Here is a 17840-nt window from a genome sequence, read left to right as displayed (position 1 = left end):
TATGTTTCGTTTGAGTTTTATGTTTATCGCGCTCCTGACCGCGGGCTGCGTCTCGCTTGACCCGCATTATGATCGCCCGGCCGCGCCGGTGCCGGCCACCCTGCCCGGGGCGCACGGCGAATCGACGGCGGTGGTCGGCGACTGGCAGAAAGTGGTCAATGACGCGCGGCTGAAAAAAGTGGTCAGTCTCGCGCTGAACAGCAACCGCGATGTGCAAAAAGCGCTGGCCGATATCGAGGCCGCGCGCGCCCAGTACGGCGAGACGCGGGCGTCGCTGTTTCCTACCGTCGATGCCGAGCTGAGCCATACCCGCAGCAAAACGGTAGCCAGCGGCCTGAGCTCCGCTTCGCAGGCCGACGGCGCGGTCTCCAGCTTCGAGCTGGACTTGTTCGGCAAGAACCAGAGCCTGTCGCGCGCGGCGCGCGAAACCTGGCTTGCCAGCGAATTCACCGCGCAGAATACCCGGCTGACGATGATTGCCGATTTGACCACCGCCTGGGTAACGCTGGCGACGGATAACAGCAATCTGGCGCTGGCGCAGCAGACCATGGACAGCGCAGCAAACTCGCGCAACATCGTCGCCCGCCAGATGGCGGTGGGTACCGCTTCCGCCGGCGATGTAAGCTCGGCGGAAAGCGTCTATCAGCAGGCGCGCGCCAGCGTCGCCAGCTATCGCACGCTGGTGGCGCAGGATAAAAACGCCATTAACCTGCTGGCGGGGGAAACAGTGCCGGAGAGCCTGTTGCCCGGCACCCTCGAGAGTCTCGGGGATAACAGCATCGCGCTGGTGCCGGCGGGCGTGTCGTCGTCGGTGCTGCTGCGCCGGCCGGACATTCAGGAAGCGGAGCACAATCTGAAGAGCGCCAATGCCGATATCGGCGCGGCGCGGGCGAACTTCTTCCCGTCGATTTCCCTGACCGCCAGCGCCGGGGTCGGCAGCGACTCGCTGTCGTCGCTGTTCAGCCACGGGATGCAGGTGTGGTCGTTCGCCCCCTCCATCAGCCTGCCGCTGTTCACCGGCGGCAGCAACCTGGCGCAGCTGCGCTATGCGGAAGCGGAGAAAAAGGGGTTGATCGCCACCTACGAGAAATCGATTCAGAGCGCCTTTAAGGACGTTGCCGATGCGCTGGCGCGCCGGGAAACGCTGAGCGAAGAGCTCGATGCCCAGCGGCAGTACGTCGCCGCCGAGCAGACATCGCTGGATATCGCCATGAAGAGCTATCAGGCCGGAGTCGGCGATTATCTGTCGGTGCTTACGGCCCAGCGCACGCTGTGGTCGGCGAAGACGACGCTGCTGTCCCTGCAGCAGACCGACCTCAATAACCGGATCACCCTCTGGCAGTCGCTGGGCGGCGGCGCCAGTTAATTTCACCCGCCGGGCGGCCGCGCCCGGCTTCTGTAAGGAATCGTTATGCCACGTGTCTCCCTCTCCTGGGCGCTGATCCTCGGCCTGCTGTCGGGTATCGGCCCGCTGTGCACGGATTTTTATCTGCCGGCGCTGCCGGAGATCACTCAGCAGCTGCAGGCCACCAGCACCCAGACCCAGCTGTCGCTGACCGCCGCGCTGATTGGCCTCGGCCTGGGTCAGCTGTTTTTCGGCCCGCTGAGCGATCGCATTGGCCGCCTGAAACCGCTGGCGCTGTCTCTGCTGCTGTTTATCTTTGCTTCGGCGATGTGCGCCCTGACCCAGGATATCAACATGCTGATTGTCTGGCGCTTTTTACAGGGCTTCGCCGGCGCCGGCGGCTCGGTGCTGTCGCGATCCATCGCCCGCGATAAATACCAGGGCACCCTGCTGACCCAATTTTTCGCCCTGCTGATGACCGTGAACGGCATTGCGCCGGTGCTGTCCCCGGTGCTGGGCGGCTACGTTATCACCGCCTTCGACTGGCGAATTCTCTTCTGGACGATGGCCGCCATCGGCGGCGTGCTGCTGGTGATGAGCCTGACGATCCTGCGGGAAACGCGCCCGGCCACAGCAACGCATGCCGCCCGCCAGCAACGCGGCCAGCCGGTGCTGAAAAATCGCCGCTTTCTGCGCTTCTGCCTGATTCAGGCCTTTATGATGGCCGGGCTGTTCTCTTACATCGGCTCCTCTTCCTTCGTGATGCAAAGCGAATACGGCATGAGCGCCATGCAGTTCAGCCTGCTGTTCGGTCTGAACGGTATCGGGCTGATTATCGCGGCGATGATCTTTTCCCGCCTGGCGCGCCGCTTTAGCGCCGAAAGCTTGCTGCGCGGCGGCCTGACGCTGGCGGTGAGCTGTGCGGCGATCATGCTGCTGTTTGCCTGGCTGCAGCTGCCGGTGCTGGCGCTGGTCGGCCTGTTCTTTACCGTGTCGCTGATGAGCGGCATCAGCACCGTCGCTGGCGCGGAGGCGATGAGCGCCGTCGATGCCGCGCAGTCCGGGACCGGGTCCGCGCTGATGGGCACCCTGATGTTTGTCTTCGGCGGCATCGCCGCGCCGCTGGCAGGCCTCGGCGGTGAAACGATGCTGAAAATGAGCCTCGCGATGGCCATCTGCTACCTGCTGGCGCTGCTGCTGGGCCTCAGCAAACCGCGCAGCGCGCGCTAATCTCCTGCTGCGGTAATAAAATATTCCAGATTTATTACCGCACTATTTCCCGCCATACCTACCATTCTCCTATTATTCTCCGTGTACTAATCGTGATACTCTTCACAAGCAAGGAATAAATAATTCCTTATACTGCGCGCCACTGAGAATAACGAGGTTTCTATGAGTATCGACCTGAGCAAACTGCTGACCGAGCGACGCAACGCCAACAGCGCCAACATTGACACCCTCTCCACCCTCGACATGCTGACGGTGATAAACCAGGAAGACCAGCAGGTAGCCCAGGCGATTACGCCCTATCTGCCGCAGATTGCCGAGGTGGTGGATAAGGTCGCGACGGCGCTGCAGGCCGGTGGCCGCTTGATTTATATCGGCGCGGGTACCTCAGGGCGTCTGGGGATCCTCGATGCCAGCGAATGCCCGCCAACCTTCGGCACCCGCCCGGAGCAGGTGGTGGGGATCATCGCCGGCGGACATAAAGCGATTCTCAGCGCCGTGGAAAACGTGGAAGACAACAAAGCGCAGGGGGCGATGGATCTGCAGAACCTGAACTTCAGCCACCGCGATGTGCTGGTGGGACTGGCGGCCAGCGGACGCACGCCGTACGTCATTGGCGCCATGGAATACGCCCATAGTCAGAATGCCTTTGTCGCCATCGTCAGCTGTAACCCGCATGGCGAAATGGCCCAGCTGGCGGATGTGGCGATCACCCCGGTGGTCGGCCCGGAAGTGGTCACTGGCTCTACCCGCCTGAAAGCCGGTACCGCGCAGAAGCTGGTGCTGAACATGATCTCCACCGGGGCGATGATCCGCGTCGGCAAGGTGTACAGCAACCTGATGGTCGACGTCGAAGCGACCAACGCCAAGCTGATTGAGCGCCAGGTCTCTATCGTGATGGAGGCGACCGACTGCGATCGCCCCACTGCCCGGAAGGCGCTGGAGGCCTGCGGCCGCCACTGTAAAACGGCGATCGTGATGGTGCTGGCGGACTTAAGCGCCGAAGACGCGCAGTCGCTGCTGGCAAAAAACAACGGCTATATCCGCAAGGCGCTCAGCAACACCTGAGCACCGGCAGACAGGTAACGGGCAATGGCAAAAATAACGAAAGAGATGATAGCGCGGATCCTCGCCCACGTAGGCGGCGCCGCAAACGTCGCGCAGGCGGGCAACTGCATGACGCGCCTGCGCTTGACCCTGCGCGATGAAAGTCTGGCCGACAGCGCCGCCATCCGCCAGATTGACGGCGTAATGGGGGTGATCGTCAGCGACGAGCAGTTCCAGGTGGTGCTCGGCCCCGGCAAGGCGCAAACCGCCGCCGAGATGATGAACGGCCTGCTGGAGGAGGCGCCCGCCGCGCCGTCGCTGGCCGACGTCGCGGCAGAGAAAAAGCAGGCGCTGAAGGGCAAGCAGACCAGCGCGGTGCAGAAGTTTCTCGCCAAATTCGCCACCATCTTTACGCCGCTGATCCCCGGCTTTATCGCCGTCGGGCTGCTGCTGGGCTTCGCCACCCTGGCGGAACAGGTTTTCGTGCTGGAGAACGCCCATCCGAACGCCAGCCTGGTAGCGCTGATTGGCTACATGAAGGTCTTCAGCAAAGGGATGTTCACCTTCCTGAGTATCCTGATTGGCTATAACGCGCAGAAGGCGTTCGGCGGCTCCGGCGTGAACGGCGCGATTATCGCCTCGCTGTTCGTGCTGGGCTACAACCCGGAGGCAACCAGCGGCTTCTACGCTGGCATTTCCACCTTCTTCGGCCACGGCATCGATCCGCGCGGCAATATCATCGGCGTATTGATCGCCGCTATCCTTGGGGCGTGGGTTGAACGCCAGGTGCGGCGGGTAATGCCGGCCAACCTCGATATGATCCTCACTTCGGCGGTGACGCTGCTGATCATGGGCGCGGTGACCTTTACGGTGATCATGCCGATTGGCGGCTGGTTGTTTACCGGCATGTCGTGGCTGTTCCTGCATCTTAACGGCAACCCGTTTGGCTCGGCGGTGCTGGCCGGCCTGTTCCTGCTGGCGGTGATGTTCGGCGTCCATCAGGGGTTTGTCCCGGTCTATTTTGCGCTGGTGGACGCCCAGGGCTTTAACTCGCTGTTCCCGATCCTGGCGATGGCCGGGGCCGGGCAGGTGGGGGCGGCGCTGGCGCTATTCTGGCGGGCGAAGCGCGATTCGCTGCTGCGAACCCAGATTAAAGGGGCGATTATTCCGGGCTTCCTCGGGATTGGCGAGCCGCTGATCTACGGCGTCACCCTGCCGCGGATGAAGCCGTTTGTCACCGCCTGCCTCGGCGGCGCCTGCGGCGGGTTCTTCGTCGGACTGATCGCCTGGCTGGGGCTGCCGGTCGGCCTGAACACGGTGTTCGGCCCGTCCGGGCTGGTGGCGCTGCCGCTGATGACCTCCGGCAGCGGAATTTACGCCGGGATGGCGGTCTACGCCGGCGGGCTGGCGGTCTCCTACCTGTGTGGCTTTGTCCTCACCTGGCTGTTCGGCAGTAAAAATGTCGATTTAAGTTAGAACGCGACTGTCGGGTAGTGCCCGGTGGCGGCTTCGCCTTACCGGGCCTGTAAAAACAGTGACGTCTGCCGGCCCGCCGCCGCGCCCGACTACCATTTCCTGCCCCGCCGCCCGGGCGCGCGCATGCTATGATTCCCCTTTGTCATATTTCGCTTGAGGAAAAGATGGGCTCCAGCAAAAAAGGGATGCTGAACGTACTGATTGCCGCCGTGCTGTGGGGCAGTTCCGGGGTGTGTGCGCAATTTATTATGCAGGAAAGCCAGATGTCGTCGCCGTTTCTGACCATGACGCGTCTGCTGTTCGCCGGGCTGATCCTGCTAATGCTCGGCTTTGTTCACGGCGACCGCATTTTCCGCGTGCTGCAAAACCGCCACGACGCCCTAAGCCTGCTGTTTTTCTCGCTGTTTGGCGCGCTAACCGTGCAGTTCACCTTTCTGATGACCATTGAAAAATCCAATGCCGCCACGGCCACGGTGCTGCAGTTCCTGTCCCCGACGATCATCGTCGCCTGGTTCGCCCTCGCCCGCAAAGCGCGTCCCACTCCGCTGGTGCTGGGGGCTATCTGCACCTCGCTGGCGGGCACCTTTCTGCTGGTGACCCACGGCAACCCAACGACGCTGTCGATTTCGCCGGCGGCGCTGTTCTGGGGGATCGCCTCGGCGTTTGCGGCCGCGTTTTATACCACCTATCCCTCGACGCTGATTGCCCGCTACGGGACGCTGCCGATCGTCGGCTGGAGCATGCTGTTCGGCGGCGCGATGCTGCTGCCGTTTTACGGCGGCCAGGGCACCGATTTTGTGGTGAACGGTAGCCTGCTGTTAGCCTTTTTCTACCTGGTGGTGATCGGTACTTCGCTGACCTTCAGCCTTTATCTTAACGGCGCGCAGAAAATTGGCGGCGCGAAGGCCGGGATCCTCAGCTGCGCCGAACCGCTGAGCAGCGCCCTGCTGTCGCTCCTGCTGCTGGGGATCACCTTCACGCTGCCGGACTGGCTGGGCACTCTGCTGATCCTCGCGTCGGTGGTGCTGATCGCCATCGACTCGCGGCGGCGGGTGAGAGCCGCCTGAGCAGGCGATAAAAATTGCATTTTCAATAAGTTAAACTGACCACTATTTGCGTGTTTTCGCGCCTGCGCATATAGTTGACGGAAGCGATTACGGAAGGAGAAGCCTGATGAAAGCATGTTGGATGGTATGCCTGGTCACCGCCCTGAGCGCCACGTCGGCGTGGGCCGAATCACCGCTGCAAAGCCTGCAGTTCGAGCAGCAAAAACAGCAGGTGCTCAAAGCGGTGAAGGAAAAATGCCCGCCAGCAAGCCACCTCAGCGACAACGATTTTGCCAATAAAGTGCTGGCGACCGACGGTAACAAGAACGCGGTCCGCGAAGCAACGCTGGCGAAAGAGCGCAATAACCAAAAAAGCTACCAGGCCGCAATCGACAAAATCGTCTGTCCGGCCAAATAGCGGTTATTTCAGCCTGGCGACCAGCGTTTTCCAGTCAAACGGCGTCAGCTGCCTGTAGCTCAGGCTACGGGCGGCCATCTGCTCCGGCAGCTGGCGCTGGCTTTTCGCGATCGCCTCGCTCATTATCCCGGCGCTCCCCACGTCACGCAGGGTTTTCACCACCTCTTCCATCTCTTCGCTGCGCCGAATGCCATGTTCCGCCACCCGGCTGATCAGATAGTCGGGGAACGCTCCTGTCCAGCCCAGAGAGGGGAAACTATGATGCAAGGAGCTAAGCACCTCCTCCTCGACGCCATATTCACGAGCCGCGAACAGGCATTCTGTGGTAAGCGCTTCAAGACCTTTGATCATCACGCTACGGCACATTTTTATCGCCGACACCTGGCCCACCGTACTGGCGCCATAGCGGGCATTCAGCCCCAGCCCCTGCAGACGCGGCGCGATCGCCTCCGCCTGCGGCCCGCCGATCAATAACGGTGTCTGCAATCGGGCCGGCGGTACCGGCGCCATCACCGCGACATCGATGTAGGTGCCCGGCAGAAAATGTTCAGCCGCCTGCCGTTTCGTCTCCGGCGCCACGGAGTTGAGATCGAGGAAGTATTGCCCCGGCTGCAGCAGCGCGGCGGCCTGCTGCGCCACCTTTAGCGCCTCACCGGCGGTCACAGTAGAAAAAACCAGCGTGGCCCCCTCCAGGGCCTGCGCCAGCGAATTTCCCACCTGAACGCGCGAATCACGGGCTTTTTTGCCCATCGCCTCTCGCGCCGGGCCATTGAGCTTGCAATCCCACATGGTCACCGCATGCTCACGGGCCAGATCCGCCGCCAGAATGCCACCCGCCTCGCCAAAACCAATAAACGCGATTGTCATCATCACTCCTCACGCGGCCAGACGCGGGCCGGAATAAAAACCTCGCCAGCAAACAGCAGTCGCGCCGTGCGTAACAGGCCGCAGCCAGCCAGGGCGCCGTCAGCATCAAGCTGAAGTGTCACGCTAAATTCGCCTGTCGGATGCTCGACGCTGAGCAGCGGCGTATCGCCTGGCGCTACCTGCGCCAGGCGATACGCGACGGATCCAGGAAGCAGACAGGCGCTGGCCACACTCACCGCGCCAAACACGCCGATTGACGCGTGGCAGCGGTGGGGGATAAAGGTGCGGCTGCTGATGGCGCCGCCGTGTCGCGGTTCGGCGATCAGGGTCATCTTGGGCACCGTGCGCTGGCTGACGTCGCCAAGCTGCATCAGCGGCCCGGCCTGCAGGCGAATCGACTCCAGGCGACGTTTAAGCGCATCGTCATTATCCAGCTGTTCGCGCGTCTCATAGCCGGTGCAACCGAGGTCGGAAGCGCGCAGCAGGATCACCGGCATACCGTTATCGATGCAGGTCACCTCAACGCCGTCAAAACGGTCACGAACCCGGCCGGTCGGCAGCAGCGCCCCGCAGCTGGAGCCCGCCACATCAAGAAAATGGAGCAGGATCGGGCTGGCGCTGCCCGGCACGCCATCGATACGACTCTCGCCGGCGTAGTCGACCCCGTCGGCATCGCAGGGGATCTCTGCCACCGCCAGTTGCCCCGTGTTCTCCATATAAATACGCACCCGAGTGAGCGGCGCATCGTGGCGAACCAGACCACGCTCGATGGCGAAAGGGCCAACGGCGGCGAGAATATTGCCGCAGTTTTGGCCGTAATCCACGGTGGCCGCCGCCACGTTCACCTGGGCAAACAGATAGTCCACATCGGCGTCAGGCCGTGCGGAGCGGCGGATAATCGCCACTTTACTGGTCAGCGGATCGGCGCCGCCGATCCCGTCAATTTGCCGGGGATCAGGCGAGCCCATCACCGCCAGCAGCACCGCATCACGTTGCACCGGATCGGCAGGCAGATCGTCAGCCAGAAAACAGGCTGCCTTCGAGGTGCCGCCGCGCATCCATAGACAGGGGATTCCGCGTTGCGCCATTTATTCCTCCACCTCGTCTGCGCGGTCGTAATACCGCAGCCCCTTTTCCGCCAGACGCGGGCGCATCGCGTAAATATCCAGCCCCAGCTCGCCATGGCGCATCCGCTCACGCTTCGCAAGCTCATTGCTCATACGGGCTTCCGCTTTATCGAGCACATCACGGACCTGCGCGTGAGGCAGCACCACGACGCCATCGTCGTCGGCCACCACGACATCGCCCGGCTGCACAAGCTGGCCTGCGCAAATCACCGGGACGTTAACCGAACCGAGGCTCTCTTTCACCGTTCCCTGGGCATAAACCTGACGGGACCAGACGGCGAATCCCATCTCCCGCAAAGTCTGCGAATCACGAATGCCGATATCGCCCACCAGACCGACCACGCCGCGCGATTGGAGAGACGTCGCCAGCAGATCGCCGAAGAAGCCATCGCCGCACGGCGACGTCGGGGCCACCACCAGAATATCGCCGGCGCGGCACTGCTCGACCGCGACATGAAACATCCAGTTGTCGCCTGGCGTCACCAGCACGGTTACCGCGTTGCCCGCCCGGCTGACGCCCTGCTGAATCGGACGGATTGCCGGCCCCATCAGCCCCTGGCGCTCCCAGGCTTCATGGAGCGTCGCCACCCCGGCCGCCTCACAGCGGCGCAAAACCGCCTCGTCATGGCGCGGCAGGTGGCGGATCACAAGGCCTTTTTTATTTAACAAGTTCATGCCAGGTTCTCCGTTACGCGGGGGAAGATGCTCTGGAAGGCTTCGCCGTGAACGATATCGCGCGCGGCCGTGATGCCGATATTGCGTTTGGCCTGCACTCCGCGCTGCAGCGCCACGCGGGTGTAGTATTCCCACAGATGCTCCTGACCCTGCATGCACTGAATGGCCTGATACTTTTTCTCCCAGACAGCGGTGATGTCCAGTAACACATCGGGTTTCCAGTTGCACTGCTCCGGCTGGTGCGGTTCGAAACAGTAAACCGGGGGAGCAGCGACAATTTTCTCGCCGGGGCGATAGCCTTCTGCCTGGGCGATAATCCGTGCTTCCTGCGCCAGATGGGAGGCCAGCGGATGATCGTAGTTATAGGGATCGTGCAGGGAGTGCGTCAGGACAAAGTGGGGCTGGATACGGCGATACACATCCGCCAGACGAAACAGCGTCTCTTTATCGGCGCGCAGCGGATAGTCGCCGATATCAAAGAATTCGACGCTGGCGCCCAGGATCTCAGCGGCGGCCTGCGCCTCTTCGCGACGCACCTGCTTCACCGCCTCCTCGGTCATGTTGCCTTTGCGCCACAGTTTGGCGGACTCGCCGCGCTCGCCAAAGGATAAACAGACCACATGGACCTGATAGCCCTGCAGGGCATGCAGCGCTATCGCACCGCCCGCGCGCCAGACGAAATCGGCCGAGTGGGCGCTGACGACAAGGGCACTTTTTTCGCTAACCGGATGAGACATGATGGCTTCCTCTGTTGTTTTTTTCAGCTTGTCATGTCCCGTCGCAGGGAGGTAATTCGTTAACTTGCGAAGGCTATGATTTTTATTTATGTTGTCAACTCACTCACTGTTCCAGGCCTGACGAACCATGCTGAAGAAAAAGCACGATAAAATCATAAATATCATGCAGCTGCGTTTTTTCTGTCAGGTCGCGCTGCGCGGCAGCGTCTCGCGTGCGGCCGATGACTTATTCCGCACGCAGTCAGCGATAACCCGGGCCATCCGCGACCTTGAAGCCGCGTTGAACGTCACGCTGTTCGAACGCCATTACAGCGGCATGGTGCCCACCGAGTATGGCAAGTGCATCCTGCCGCGCGCCCGGCGGGCGATTGACGACCTGCAGGCCATTCCGGCGCTGTTGCAGAAACACCATACCCGCACCAGCGGCCCGCTGGCGGACGCCGGCTGGCTGTTCAATACCCGCCGGTTAGCCATATTTATTCAGCTCTATCACGTCAACCATACCCAAACCGTCGCGCAACAGTTGGGGATCACCCAGCCGGCGGTCAGCGCCGCGCTGAAGGTCCTGGAGAAAGGGGCGGATTCGGCGCTATTTCGCCGGACGCCAGAAGGGGTGCGCCCCACGCCCGCCGCGGAGCTACTCTATCCCCCGGTCAGCAGAGCGCTCAACGAGCTGGAAAACATCTGGAGCGATATCGCCGCCCGTCGCGGGGTGCTGGAGGGCACCGTGCGCATTGGCGCCCTGCCGCTGAGCCGGACCCGGCTACTGCCCTCCGCCATCGCCGCCTTTCTGGCTCAGCACCCGGGCATTACCCTCATGACCAATGAAAGCCCGTATGAGTCGCTGGTCGCCGATATGCGGGCAGGTAATATCGATTTTATTATCGGCGCCCTGCGTCAGGATGAAGATCTTCCGGACCTCTGTAGCGAGGCGTTATTTGAAGAGGATATGTTGATTTTACTGCGTAATAACCACCCGCTGCTGCGCCATCCGGATCCGCGCAGCCAGCTGGCGACCGCGCAATGGGTGCTGCCGCGCGCCAACGCGCCGGCGCGCCATTTGCTGGATAAGGCGTTTATCACCCTGGGGCTGCCGCTGCCCCAACCGACGGTGGAGACCGGGGATGCGGCGATGGTGAGAGGATTGCTGCAGGACTCCGACATGCTGGCGGCAGTCTCCGCCAGCCAGATGCGTTTTGAAACTGACAATGGGCTGCTCAGCGTGTTGCCGGTCCCCCTGCCCGATACCACCCGGCGTATCGGGCTGACGTTTCGCGCCGGCAGCCTGCCCTCCCCGGCGACGCAGGCGCTGTTGCGTTTTATCTATCAGCAGGTTCAGGACGGGACCGTTTAACGTTTACCCGCCACCGAATAGGTTACCTGTTGGTTGCGCGTTTGCTGAAACGCCTCCAGCGTCTGCCCGCGCATCGCGGCGTAAATATGCAGGTTGGATACGCCGACCACCGCGCCCATTTTCTCCAGCAGGAAGAAACTGGCGCCATACTGAATCAATCCCCGCCAGTCGCGTGCGTTGAGCAACTGCTGTTCCTCCTCACTCAGTCCGGCTTCGGCATAAAGCGACTGAGGCGACTGCAGAAAACGTTCGCGCCAGGCAGGCTCAATCAGCCGATGCAGGAAACGGTTAAGCCGCAAGCCATTCAGGCTGCGCTCGTGGGTAAAAGGATAGGTTCCCGGCAGTTTCTCCACCCCGGCCAGCTGCTGCGCCATATGCTGGCGATGGCGCGTCAGGGTATCGACGGGGGGCAGGCGCGCATTGTTCTCAAGGATCAGCGTGGCGATACCGGTCATCGACGGCAGGTAATAGTCGCGCCAGGTTTCGGTGACATTGGCTGATAGCGCGCCGCGCATCACCAGCCACATGATCACTTCGGACCCCTCCATCCCCCCCAGCTCAGCATATTCGCCAAGGGTCATTTCGGTGAGCTTTTCCGGGTCATTAACCAGCATGTCAACAAACTGGGCATCCCAGTCGGGATTATTAAATCCGCAGCGCTCGCCATGAACCTGATGCGAGAGCCCGCCGGTCGCGACAATCGCCACATTGATATCTTCCGGGAAGCTTTCAATTGCCCGGCGCAGCGCCTGGCCGAGTTTGTAACAACGGCGCGCGCTCGGTACCGGAAATTGCAGCACGCCGATCTGTAACGGGATCACCGCCGTCGGCCACCCCTGCGCTTCATCCCAGGGCAGCAGCGCCGAAAGCGGCGAGAAAAGGCCGTGGTCGAGCTTTTTATCCATAAAGAACGACATATCAAACTCATCGGCCATCAGGCTGGCGCCAATGTGCCTTGAGAGCGCCGCATTGCCCTGGACCGGCGGCAGACAGCGTGGTCCGCCGCCTTCATCGGCAACGTCATATTGACTGTCGATTCCCAGCGTAAAAGTCGAATAGTGATCGAAGAAAAAGGCGGTCACATGATCATTAAAGATGTACACCAGCGCATCCGGTTTTTTCTCCTCCAGCCAGCGCTGCAGCGGTTCGAAGCTCTGGAAGATCGGCGACCACGCCGGGTCCTGCTGTTTATGATGATCGACCGCGAAGCCGATAGTCGGGGTATGAGAGACGGCGATACCGCCGAGAATGTTAGCCATCAGATAACTCCACTTATCGGTGTTCCAGGGGGGATGACAAAGCGTCCAGTTCTGCCTCTGTGAGTCGAGGCTTAGCGTGATTCATACGGTGCAACAAAATACAGATCCCCGCCAGGCAGGCCGGCAGCGCAAGCACCAAAAAGATCGACGAGTGTCCCGGTACGGCCAGCATCAGCATCCCGCCCAGCGTGGAGCTGAGAATAGCCCCGGTACGGCCGATACCATGCATCCAGCTGACGCCGGTAGCACGGATCTCGGTTTGATAATAGGCTGGCGAATAGGCCTGCAGACCGTTCTGCGCGCCGTTAATGCACATCCCGCTGATAAAAATCAGCACCGACAGCGCCGCCGATCCGAAATCCATCAACCCTTGGGACAACAGGCACAGGCAGCCGAGGAAATAGGTTGCCGCAATCACGGCTTTCGCCGAAGCGCGATCCATCAGCATACCGACAAGGATCCCGCCCAGCGGGCCGCCGAGCTGGAACAAGCCGGTCATCATCGCCGCCTGCTGCAGCGACAGCCCGCCGGAGCGGAGAATGGTTGGCAGCCAGCCGTTCAGCAGATATATCACGAACAGCCCCATAAAATAGGTCAGCCACAGCGCTATCGTGCCGCGGGCATAGCCATGCCGAAACAGCTGCGCCACTTTGCTGCTCCGCGTGATGGGCGGCGCATTCAACTGAAAAACGGTTTCCGCCGTAAACTGGCCCCCAAGCCGGTTAAGCGCCCTGGCGATCTGCTCGCCCGGTAGCCGGCGCGCCACCATGTTCATCGCCGACTCCGGCAACATCACGATCATAAAGGGGAGCACCACGAGCGGCAGCACGCCGCCAAAAATCAGCGCCGAGTGCCAGCTGTAATGCGATAACAAACCGGCGGCGATAAAGCCGCCGAGGCCGGAACCCACGTTAAAACCGCTGTACATCAGGGTGATCATCACCCCTTTACGCCGCTCCGGCATATATTCCGCCACCAGCGTGACGCAGTTGGGCATCACCGCGCCAAGGCCAAGGCCAGTAAGAAAACGCATCAGCGCCAGTTGCGATGGGCTTTGCGCCACGGCGCCGGCCAGGCTGAACAGCGCAAACAGCGCCACCGACCAGAGTAAAATGCGTTTTCGGCCGTAGCGGTCAGAAAGCGGGCCCGCCACCAGGGCGCCAATGGCGACGCCGAACATGGCCGCCCCAAGAATCGGCCCCATTTCAGCCCGGCTGATGCCCCAGTCCTCGATGAGCGCCGGGGCGACAAAGCCCATCACCGCGGCGTCATACCCATCCAGCATAATGATGATGAAACAGAGCAGCAGCACGTTCCATTGAAAGCGCGAGACCGGACGGGCATCTATCCACGCTTTCACATCGACAACGTTCATGTGATTCATAGGGTCACTTCCTTAAGCAGGCGGTACGAATGTTCTGGTTAGTGTTTTTTGAGTGGAACTTTCGTACTCAACTTAAGGCAGGTCACGCAGGCTGTCCGGTTCGAAAACCCGGCGTCAGATATGAGTTTTATTTATAATGTGAGGGATACGACAAAAACCAGCCAGCAAAAAACCCGCAGCCAACGGCGGCGGGTCAGGGCAAGAGCGGTGTTCAATGCTTCGGAATAATTAAATCGCCGCGCAGCGGGCTGCCGCCCGGGTTGTCCGTTTTCTCGGTCAGCCAGTTGACGATCCGCGACGCCATCGCGTCCATGGAATATTCAATGGCCGGAATGGTGGGGATACCGGGCAGCTGTAACGATCCGGCGAGACTAAACACCATCACATTTTGCGGAACGGCGCGGTTAAACGCCTGCAGCTGCGGCACCACGCGCTGCGCCTGCTGTTCATCGCTCACCAACAGCGCGTTAAAGTTCAGCGTCGTGGCGTTATTGACCAGCTCCTGCACCGCCACCGACGGCGAGGTGTTATCCAGAAACACCAGGTTGCGATTAAACGGCAAAAAGTTTTTTTCCAGCGCGTGCTTGTAGCCCAGCAGCACCTGATCGGCAAAGCCGCTGCTCTGCGGATGAATCAGCGCAATCTGCCGTCTGCCCTGGCTAATCAGATAGTGGCAGGCGGTTTCGGCAGCGAAGGCATGATCGAACTGAATGCTGTTGTCGCCCTCGCTGTCGAGGCAGTCCACCAGCACCACGTCCGGGCGGTTAATATTCAGGGGAAAACGCGCGCCGATGATCAGCACGTTATCGCACAACCCGCAGGTCAACTCCTCCAGCGAGCTCATCACGCCGTTGCTGGTGTTGGCGAAGCGCAGCAGCAGGTGCTTCTGGTGCTGGCTGAGCTGTTTTTCCAGGGCGTAGAGATAGCTGGTGGTTTGATTGATGTTGTCCTGGGCGCAGATGACGCCGATACAGCCGGTGGACTGGCTGAGCAACGACTGGGCTATCATGTTTGGCCGGTAATTGAGCGCTTCCGCCGCCTGCAGCACCGCCTGACGACTGGCTTCCTTCACGCCACGTGAGCCGCTCAACACTCGCGACACCGTGGCTTTGGAAACCCCGGCAAGTCGTGAAACATCATTGATTGTCGACATCATTTTCCCCTGCGCGGGCGCCGCGTCCCGCCAAAATCCTGTAAACCTGAATCGCTTCAATTGTGACCAGCGCAGTATATCCATTTCACCATTTGTTTGGAAACCGATTTTCCATTTCAGCGCAAAACATCGCCAAATCGACAGAATAATGTGAGCGAAATCCAATAAATCCGCCCCATAAGCAGGAGATCTTGACCACTATCACAGTTCTGCTTTTTATGAATGGAAACCGGTTTCCGTCTGATATCAAATCATCCACGCAATAACTTTTTACATTTTGAGGATGGTCGTCGATGTACAAGATTATGCTGTGCTGCTCTGCCGGGATGTCCACCAGTCTGCTGGTCAGAAAGATGGTGGAGGCGGCGAATGAACGTGACCTGCCGGTGCAGATTGATGCCTATGGCGTTTCCGAATTTGACATGCAGTTTCCGCAGTATCAGGTGGTGTTGCTTGGCCCCCAGGTGAAATACATGTTGAAAACCCTGTCTGACAAAGCGGCTTCCCTGAACATTCCCGTTCAGCCCATCGATACGATGGACTACGGTATGCAGCGGGGAGACAACGTCCTGAATTATGCTCTGTCGCTGATCCCAGCGGCGCACTGAGAGGTGTTGAAATGAGTTCTCTGTATCAGTCCATGATTGCCGTGATCGAGCAATCTATTACTCCGCTGGCAGGACGCCTTGGGCAGCAGAAATACGTTATCGCTATCCGCGATGGCTTCACTGCCGCCTTGCCGTTTATGATCATCGGCTCTTTCATGCTGGTATTTATCTTTCCGCCGTTTTCACCCGATACCACCAACGGCTTTGCCCGCGGCTGGCTTGATTTCTCCCAGCACTACCGCGAACAGCTGATGCTGCCGTTTAACCTCAGCATGGGCGTGATGACCTTCTTTATCTCGGTCGGCATTGGCGCCAGCCTCGGTCGTCAGTTTCAGCTCGATCCGGTAATGTCCGGTCTGCTGGCGTTTATGGCCTTCCTGCTGGTCGCCGCGCCCTATGCCGATGGCAAAATTTCCACTCAGTATCTGTCCGGTCAGGGCATTTTCACCGCGCTGATCACCGCCATCTACTCCACCCGCGTTTATGCGTGGCTGAAGCAAAACAACATTACGATTCGTCTGCCGAAAGAGGTCCCCACCGGCGTCGCCCGTTCGTTTGAAATCCTGATCCCGGTGCTGGTGGTCATTGCGACTCTGCATCCGCTGAACCTGTTTATCGAAGCGCAGACCGGGATGATCCTGCCGCAGGCGATCATGCATCTGCTGGAGCCGCTGGTTTCCGCCTCCGACTCGCTGCCGGCGATTTTGCTCTCCGTTCTGATGTGCCAGATTTTCTGGTTCGCCGGGATCCACGGCTCACTGATTGTTACCGGCATTATGAACCCGTTCTGGATGGCCAACCTGTCGGCAAACCAGGCGGCGCTGGCGGCGGGTACGGTGCTGCCGCACGTCTATCTGCAGGGCTTCTGGGATCACTATCTGCTGATTGGCGGTGTCGGTTCGACTCTGCCGCTGGCTTTCCTGCTGCTGCGTAGCCGGGCCACTCATCTGCGCACCATCGGCAAGATGGGCATTGTGCCGAGCTTCTTTAATATTAACGAGCCGATTCTGTTCGGGGCGCCAATCATCATGAACCCGATGATGTTTATCCCCTTCGTCTGCGTGCCGATGGTCAACGCGGTGCTGGCTTACGGCGCGACGCGTCTTGGCTGGCTGAGCCAGGTGGTGTCCCTCACTCCGTGGACCACGCCGGCACCAATTGGCGCGTCATGGGCGGCCAACTGGACCCTGAGTCCGGTGGTGATGTGTCTCATCTGCATGGTGATGTCGGCGGTCATTTACCTGCCGTTCCTGCGCGCCTATGAACGTTCCTTAATGAAAACCGAAGTTGAGAAAGCCAAAAATAGCGTTCCAGTGGCAGAAACCGTTAGCTAATCCCTCTCCTTCCGGAGAGATAATAAGATGACAGCGTAATAATGCAGAAAATGGACTTTCACTGCATTATTAAATAATAAATACCTCAGGAATACACATGATTGAATTAGAAGATGCGGTAATGGAAATTATCGTTAATGCAGGACAGTCACGCTCATTATGTTTTGAAGCGTTGCATGCGGCCCGAACCGGAAATATCGACGAAGCGCGCTTACTCTTAAATGAGGCCGACGGCTACGCCCGCCGGGCGCATCAGATGCAGACCCAGCTCATCGGGCAGGATGCCGATGAAGCGCGTCAGCCTATGACGCTGATTATGGTACATGCCCAGGATCATCTGATGAATTCGCTGCTGGCCCGCGAGTTCTCAGAAGAATTAATCCATCTGTACCAGCGTTAATTAATATGAAATAACGTCAGCGAGAATATTATTCTCCGGCGTCGCTGTACCCTAAAAAACAAATCAGCTTATTTTGGTTATTTATTTTAGCCAGAATGGGATGGTTATTATCTGAAATATATTAATTATTAAAGCGAGATAACCATGAATACTGTGAAAAAACTGCCTTTAGCCATGGCGGTTGTCGCCGCGCTGTGCCCAATTTCTGTCATGGCGCAAGAATTTACGCAGGAACAGATCGACGCCATCGTTGCCAAAGCCGTTGATAAAGCGCTGGCCGACCGCCAGGCGAAAATCGACGCCGCGGCCAACAAAAAGGTCGACGTGATCACCAACCCGCAGACAACCGCCGCCTCGCCGGATATGGCCATTCCGTTCGGCCT

17 protein-coding genes and 1 pseudogene are annotated in these 17840 nt (G+C 59.9%); 11 read left to right on the top strand and 7 right to left on the bottom strand.

Going from position 1 to position 17840, the window contains the following annotated elements; translation table 11 throughout:
- Nucleotide 1 precedes the first annotated feature (1 nt).
- The 6 genes from eefC (at nucleotide 2) to HMPREF3096_RS22155 (ending at nucleotide 6559) form a co-directional block, all read left to right on the top strand.
- On the top strand, nucleotides 2–1366 hold the full coding sequence (gene eefC / locus HMPREF3096_RS22180) for a multidrug efflux RND transporter outer membrane subunit EefC (protein ID WP_012967026.1): 1365 nt from the start codon (nucleotides 2–4) through the stop codon (nucleotides 1364–1366).
- Nucleotides 1367–1411: 45 nt separating this feature from the next.
- Nucleotides 1412–2575 carry a multidrug effflux MFS transporter gene (locus HMPREF3096_RS22175; protein WP_070544609.1) on the top strand — a complete coding sequence of 388 codons (1164 nt, stop codon included), beginning with the start codon at nucleotides 1412–1414 and terminating at the stop codon, nucleotides 2573–2575.
- Between the two features lie 162 nt (nucleotides 2576–2737).
- Nucleotides 2738–3640, top strand: coding sequence for an N-acetylmuramic acid 6-phosphate etherase (gene murQ / locus HMPREF3096_RS22170; RefSeq protein WP_012967024.1), 903 nt, complete (start codon nucleotides 2738–2740; stop codon nucleotides 3638–3640).
- Nucleotides 3641–3664: 24 nt separating this feature from the next.
- The gene (murP, locus tag HMPREF3096_RS22165; protein WP_032731512.1) at nucleotides 3665–5095 is read left to right on the top strand and encodes a PTS N-acetylmuramic acid transporter subunit IIBC; all 1431 of its coding nucleotides are present in this window, start codon (nucleotides 3665–3667) and stop codon (nucleotides 5093–5095) included.
- A gap of 164 nt (nucleotides 5096–5259) precedes the next feature.
- Complete coding sequence (locus tag HMPREF3096_RS22160) at nucleotides 5260–6162, top strand: DMT family transporter (RefSeq protein WP_032731513.1); 903 nt, start codon at nucleotides 5260–5262, stop codon at nucleotides 6160–6162.
- A gap of 106 nt (nucleotides 6163–6268) precedes the next feature.
- Complete coding sequence (locus HMPREF3096_RS22155; protein ID WP_032731514.1) at nucleotides 6269–6559, top strand: YicS family protein; 291 nt, start codon at nucleotides 6269–6271, stop codon at nucleotides 6557–6559.
- Nucleotides 6560–6562: 3 nt separating this feature from the next.
- Here HMPREF3096_RS22155 and HMPREF3096_RS22150 read toward each other — a convergent pair whose 3' ends face one another.
- The 4 genes from HMPREF3096_RS22150 to galB are packed head-to-tail and all read right to left on the bottom strand — an operon-like array spanning nucleotide 6563 to nucleotide 9965.
- The gene (locus HMPREF3096_RS22150; RefSeq protein WP_032731515.1) at nucleotides 6563–7426 is read right to left on the bottom strand and encodes an NAD(P)-dependent oxidoreductase; all 864 of its coding nucleotides are present in this window, start codon (nucleotides 7424–7426) and stop codon (nucleotides 6563–6565) included.
- A 2-nt stretch (nucleotides 7427–7428) separates the two neighbouring features.
- Complete coding sequence (locus HMPREF3096_RS22145; protein ID WP_070544608.1) at nucleotides 7429–8514, bottom strand: 4-oxalomesaconate tautomerase; 1086 nt, start codon at nucleotides 8512–8514, stop codon at nucleotides 7429–7431.
- Complete coding sequence (locus tag HMPREF3096_RS22140; RefSeq protein WP_032731516.1) at nucleotides 8515–9228, bottom strand: 4-carboxy-4-hydroxy-2-oxoadipate aldolase/oxaloacetate decarboxylase; 714 nt, start codon at nucleotides 9226–9228, stop codon at nucleotides 8515–8517.
- Nucleotides 9225–9965 (bottom strand): 4-oxalmesaconate hydratase, encoded by a 741-nt coding sequence (gene galB / locus HMPREF3096_RS22135; protein ID WP_008806774.1) that lies wholly within the window; start codon nucleotides 9963–9965, stop codon nucleotides 9225–9227. Before galB ends, HMPREF3096_RS22140 begins: the two co-directional genes overlap by 4 nt.
- Nucleotides 9966–10092: 127 nt before the next feature.
- Here galB and HMPREF3096_RS22130 point away from each other — a divergent pair, with 127 nt between their 5' ends.
- Entirely contained in the window at nucleotides 10093–11319 is a 1227-nt protein-coding gene (locus tag HMPREF3096_RS22130) for a LysR family transcriptional regulator (protein ID WP_032731517.1), read from the top strand.
- Here the strand turns inward: HMPREF3096_RS22130 and HMPREF3096_RS22125 are convergent.
- The 3 genes from HMPREF3096_RS22125 to HMPREF3096_RS22115 all read right to left on the bottom strand — a co-directional run bounded on the left by HMPREF3096_RS22125 (nucleotide 11316) and on the right by HMPREF3096_RS22115 (nucleotide 15115).
- The gene (locus HMPREF3096_RS22125) at nucleotides 11316–12578 is read right to left on the bottom strand and encodes a gallate dioxygenase (RefSeq protein ID WP_008806772.1); all 1263 of its coding nucleotides are present in this window, start codon (nucleotides 12576–12578) and stop codon (nucleotides 11316–11318) included. The genes HMPREF3096_RS22130 and HMPREF3096_RS22125 overlap by 4 nt on opposite strands.
- Before the next feature lie 13 nt (nucleotides 12579–12591).
- Nucleotides 12592–13962 (bottom strand): MFS transporter, encoded by a 1371-nt coding sequence (locus HMPREF3096_RS22120; RefSeq protein ID WP_012540273.1) that lies wholly within the window; start codon nucleotides 13960–13962, stop codon nucleotides 12592–12594.
- A gap of 211 nt (nucleotides 13963–14173) precedes the next feature.
- Nucleotides 14174–15115: a LacI family DNA-binding transcriptional regulator gene (locus tag HMPREF3096_RS22115; protein WP_032691298.1), complete on the bottom strand. Its 942-nt coding sequence runs from the start codon at nucleotides 15113–15115 to the stop codon at nucleotides 14174–14176.
- Between the two features lie 293 nt (nucleotides 15116–15408).
- Between HMPREF3096_RS22115 and HMPREF3096_RS22110 the strand changes: the two genes are divergently transcribed.
- The 4 genes and pseudogenes from HMPREF3096_RS22110 to HMPREF3096_RS31585 all read left to right on the top strand — a co-directional run.
- Nucleotides 15409–15723, top strand: coding sequence for a PTS sugar transporter subunit IIB (locus tag HMPREF3096_RS22110; RefSeq protein ID WP_004145041.1), 315 nt, complete (start codon nucleotides 15409–15411; stop codon nucleotides 15721–15723).
- 11 nt (nucleotides 15724–15734) lie between these two features.
- Complete coding sequence (locus HMPREF3096_RS22105; protein WP_002923156.1) at nucleotides 15735–17057, top strand: PTS cellobiose transporter subunit IIC; 1323 nt, start codon at nucleotides 15735–15737, stop codon at nucleotides 17055–17057.
- Between the two features lie 97 nt (nucleotides 17058–17154).
- On the top strand, nucleotides 17155–17457 hold the full coding sequence (locus HMPREF3096_RS22100; protein ID WP_032731518.1) for a PTS lactose/cellobiose transporter subunit IIA: 303 nt from the start codon (nucleotides 17155–17157) through the stop codon (nucleotides 17455–17457).
- 144 nt (nucleotides 17458–17601) lie between these two features.
- Nucleotides 17602–17840: pseudogene (locus HMPREF3096_RS31585) on the top strand (hypothetical protein); the annotation flags it as partial.

Origin of the sequence: Klebsiella sp. HMSC25G12, assembly GCF_001807705.1 — a bacterium.
GTDB lineage: Bacteria > Pseudomonadota > Gammaproteobacteria > Enterobacterales > Enterobacteriaceae > Klebsiella > Klebsiella variicola.
The sequence above is the reverse complement of the archived record's forward strand: the minus strand, read 5'-3'. Positions and strand labels throughout refer to the sequence as shown.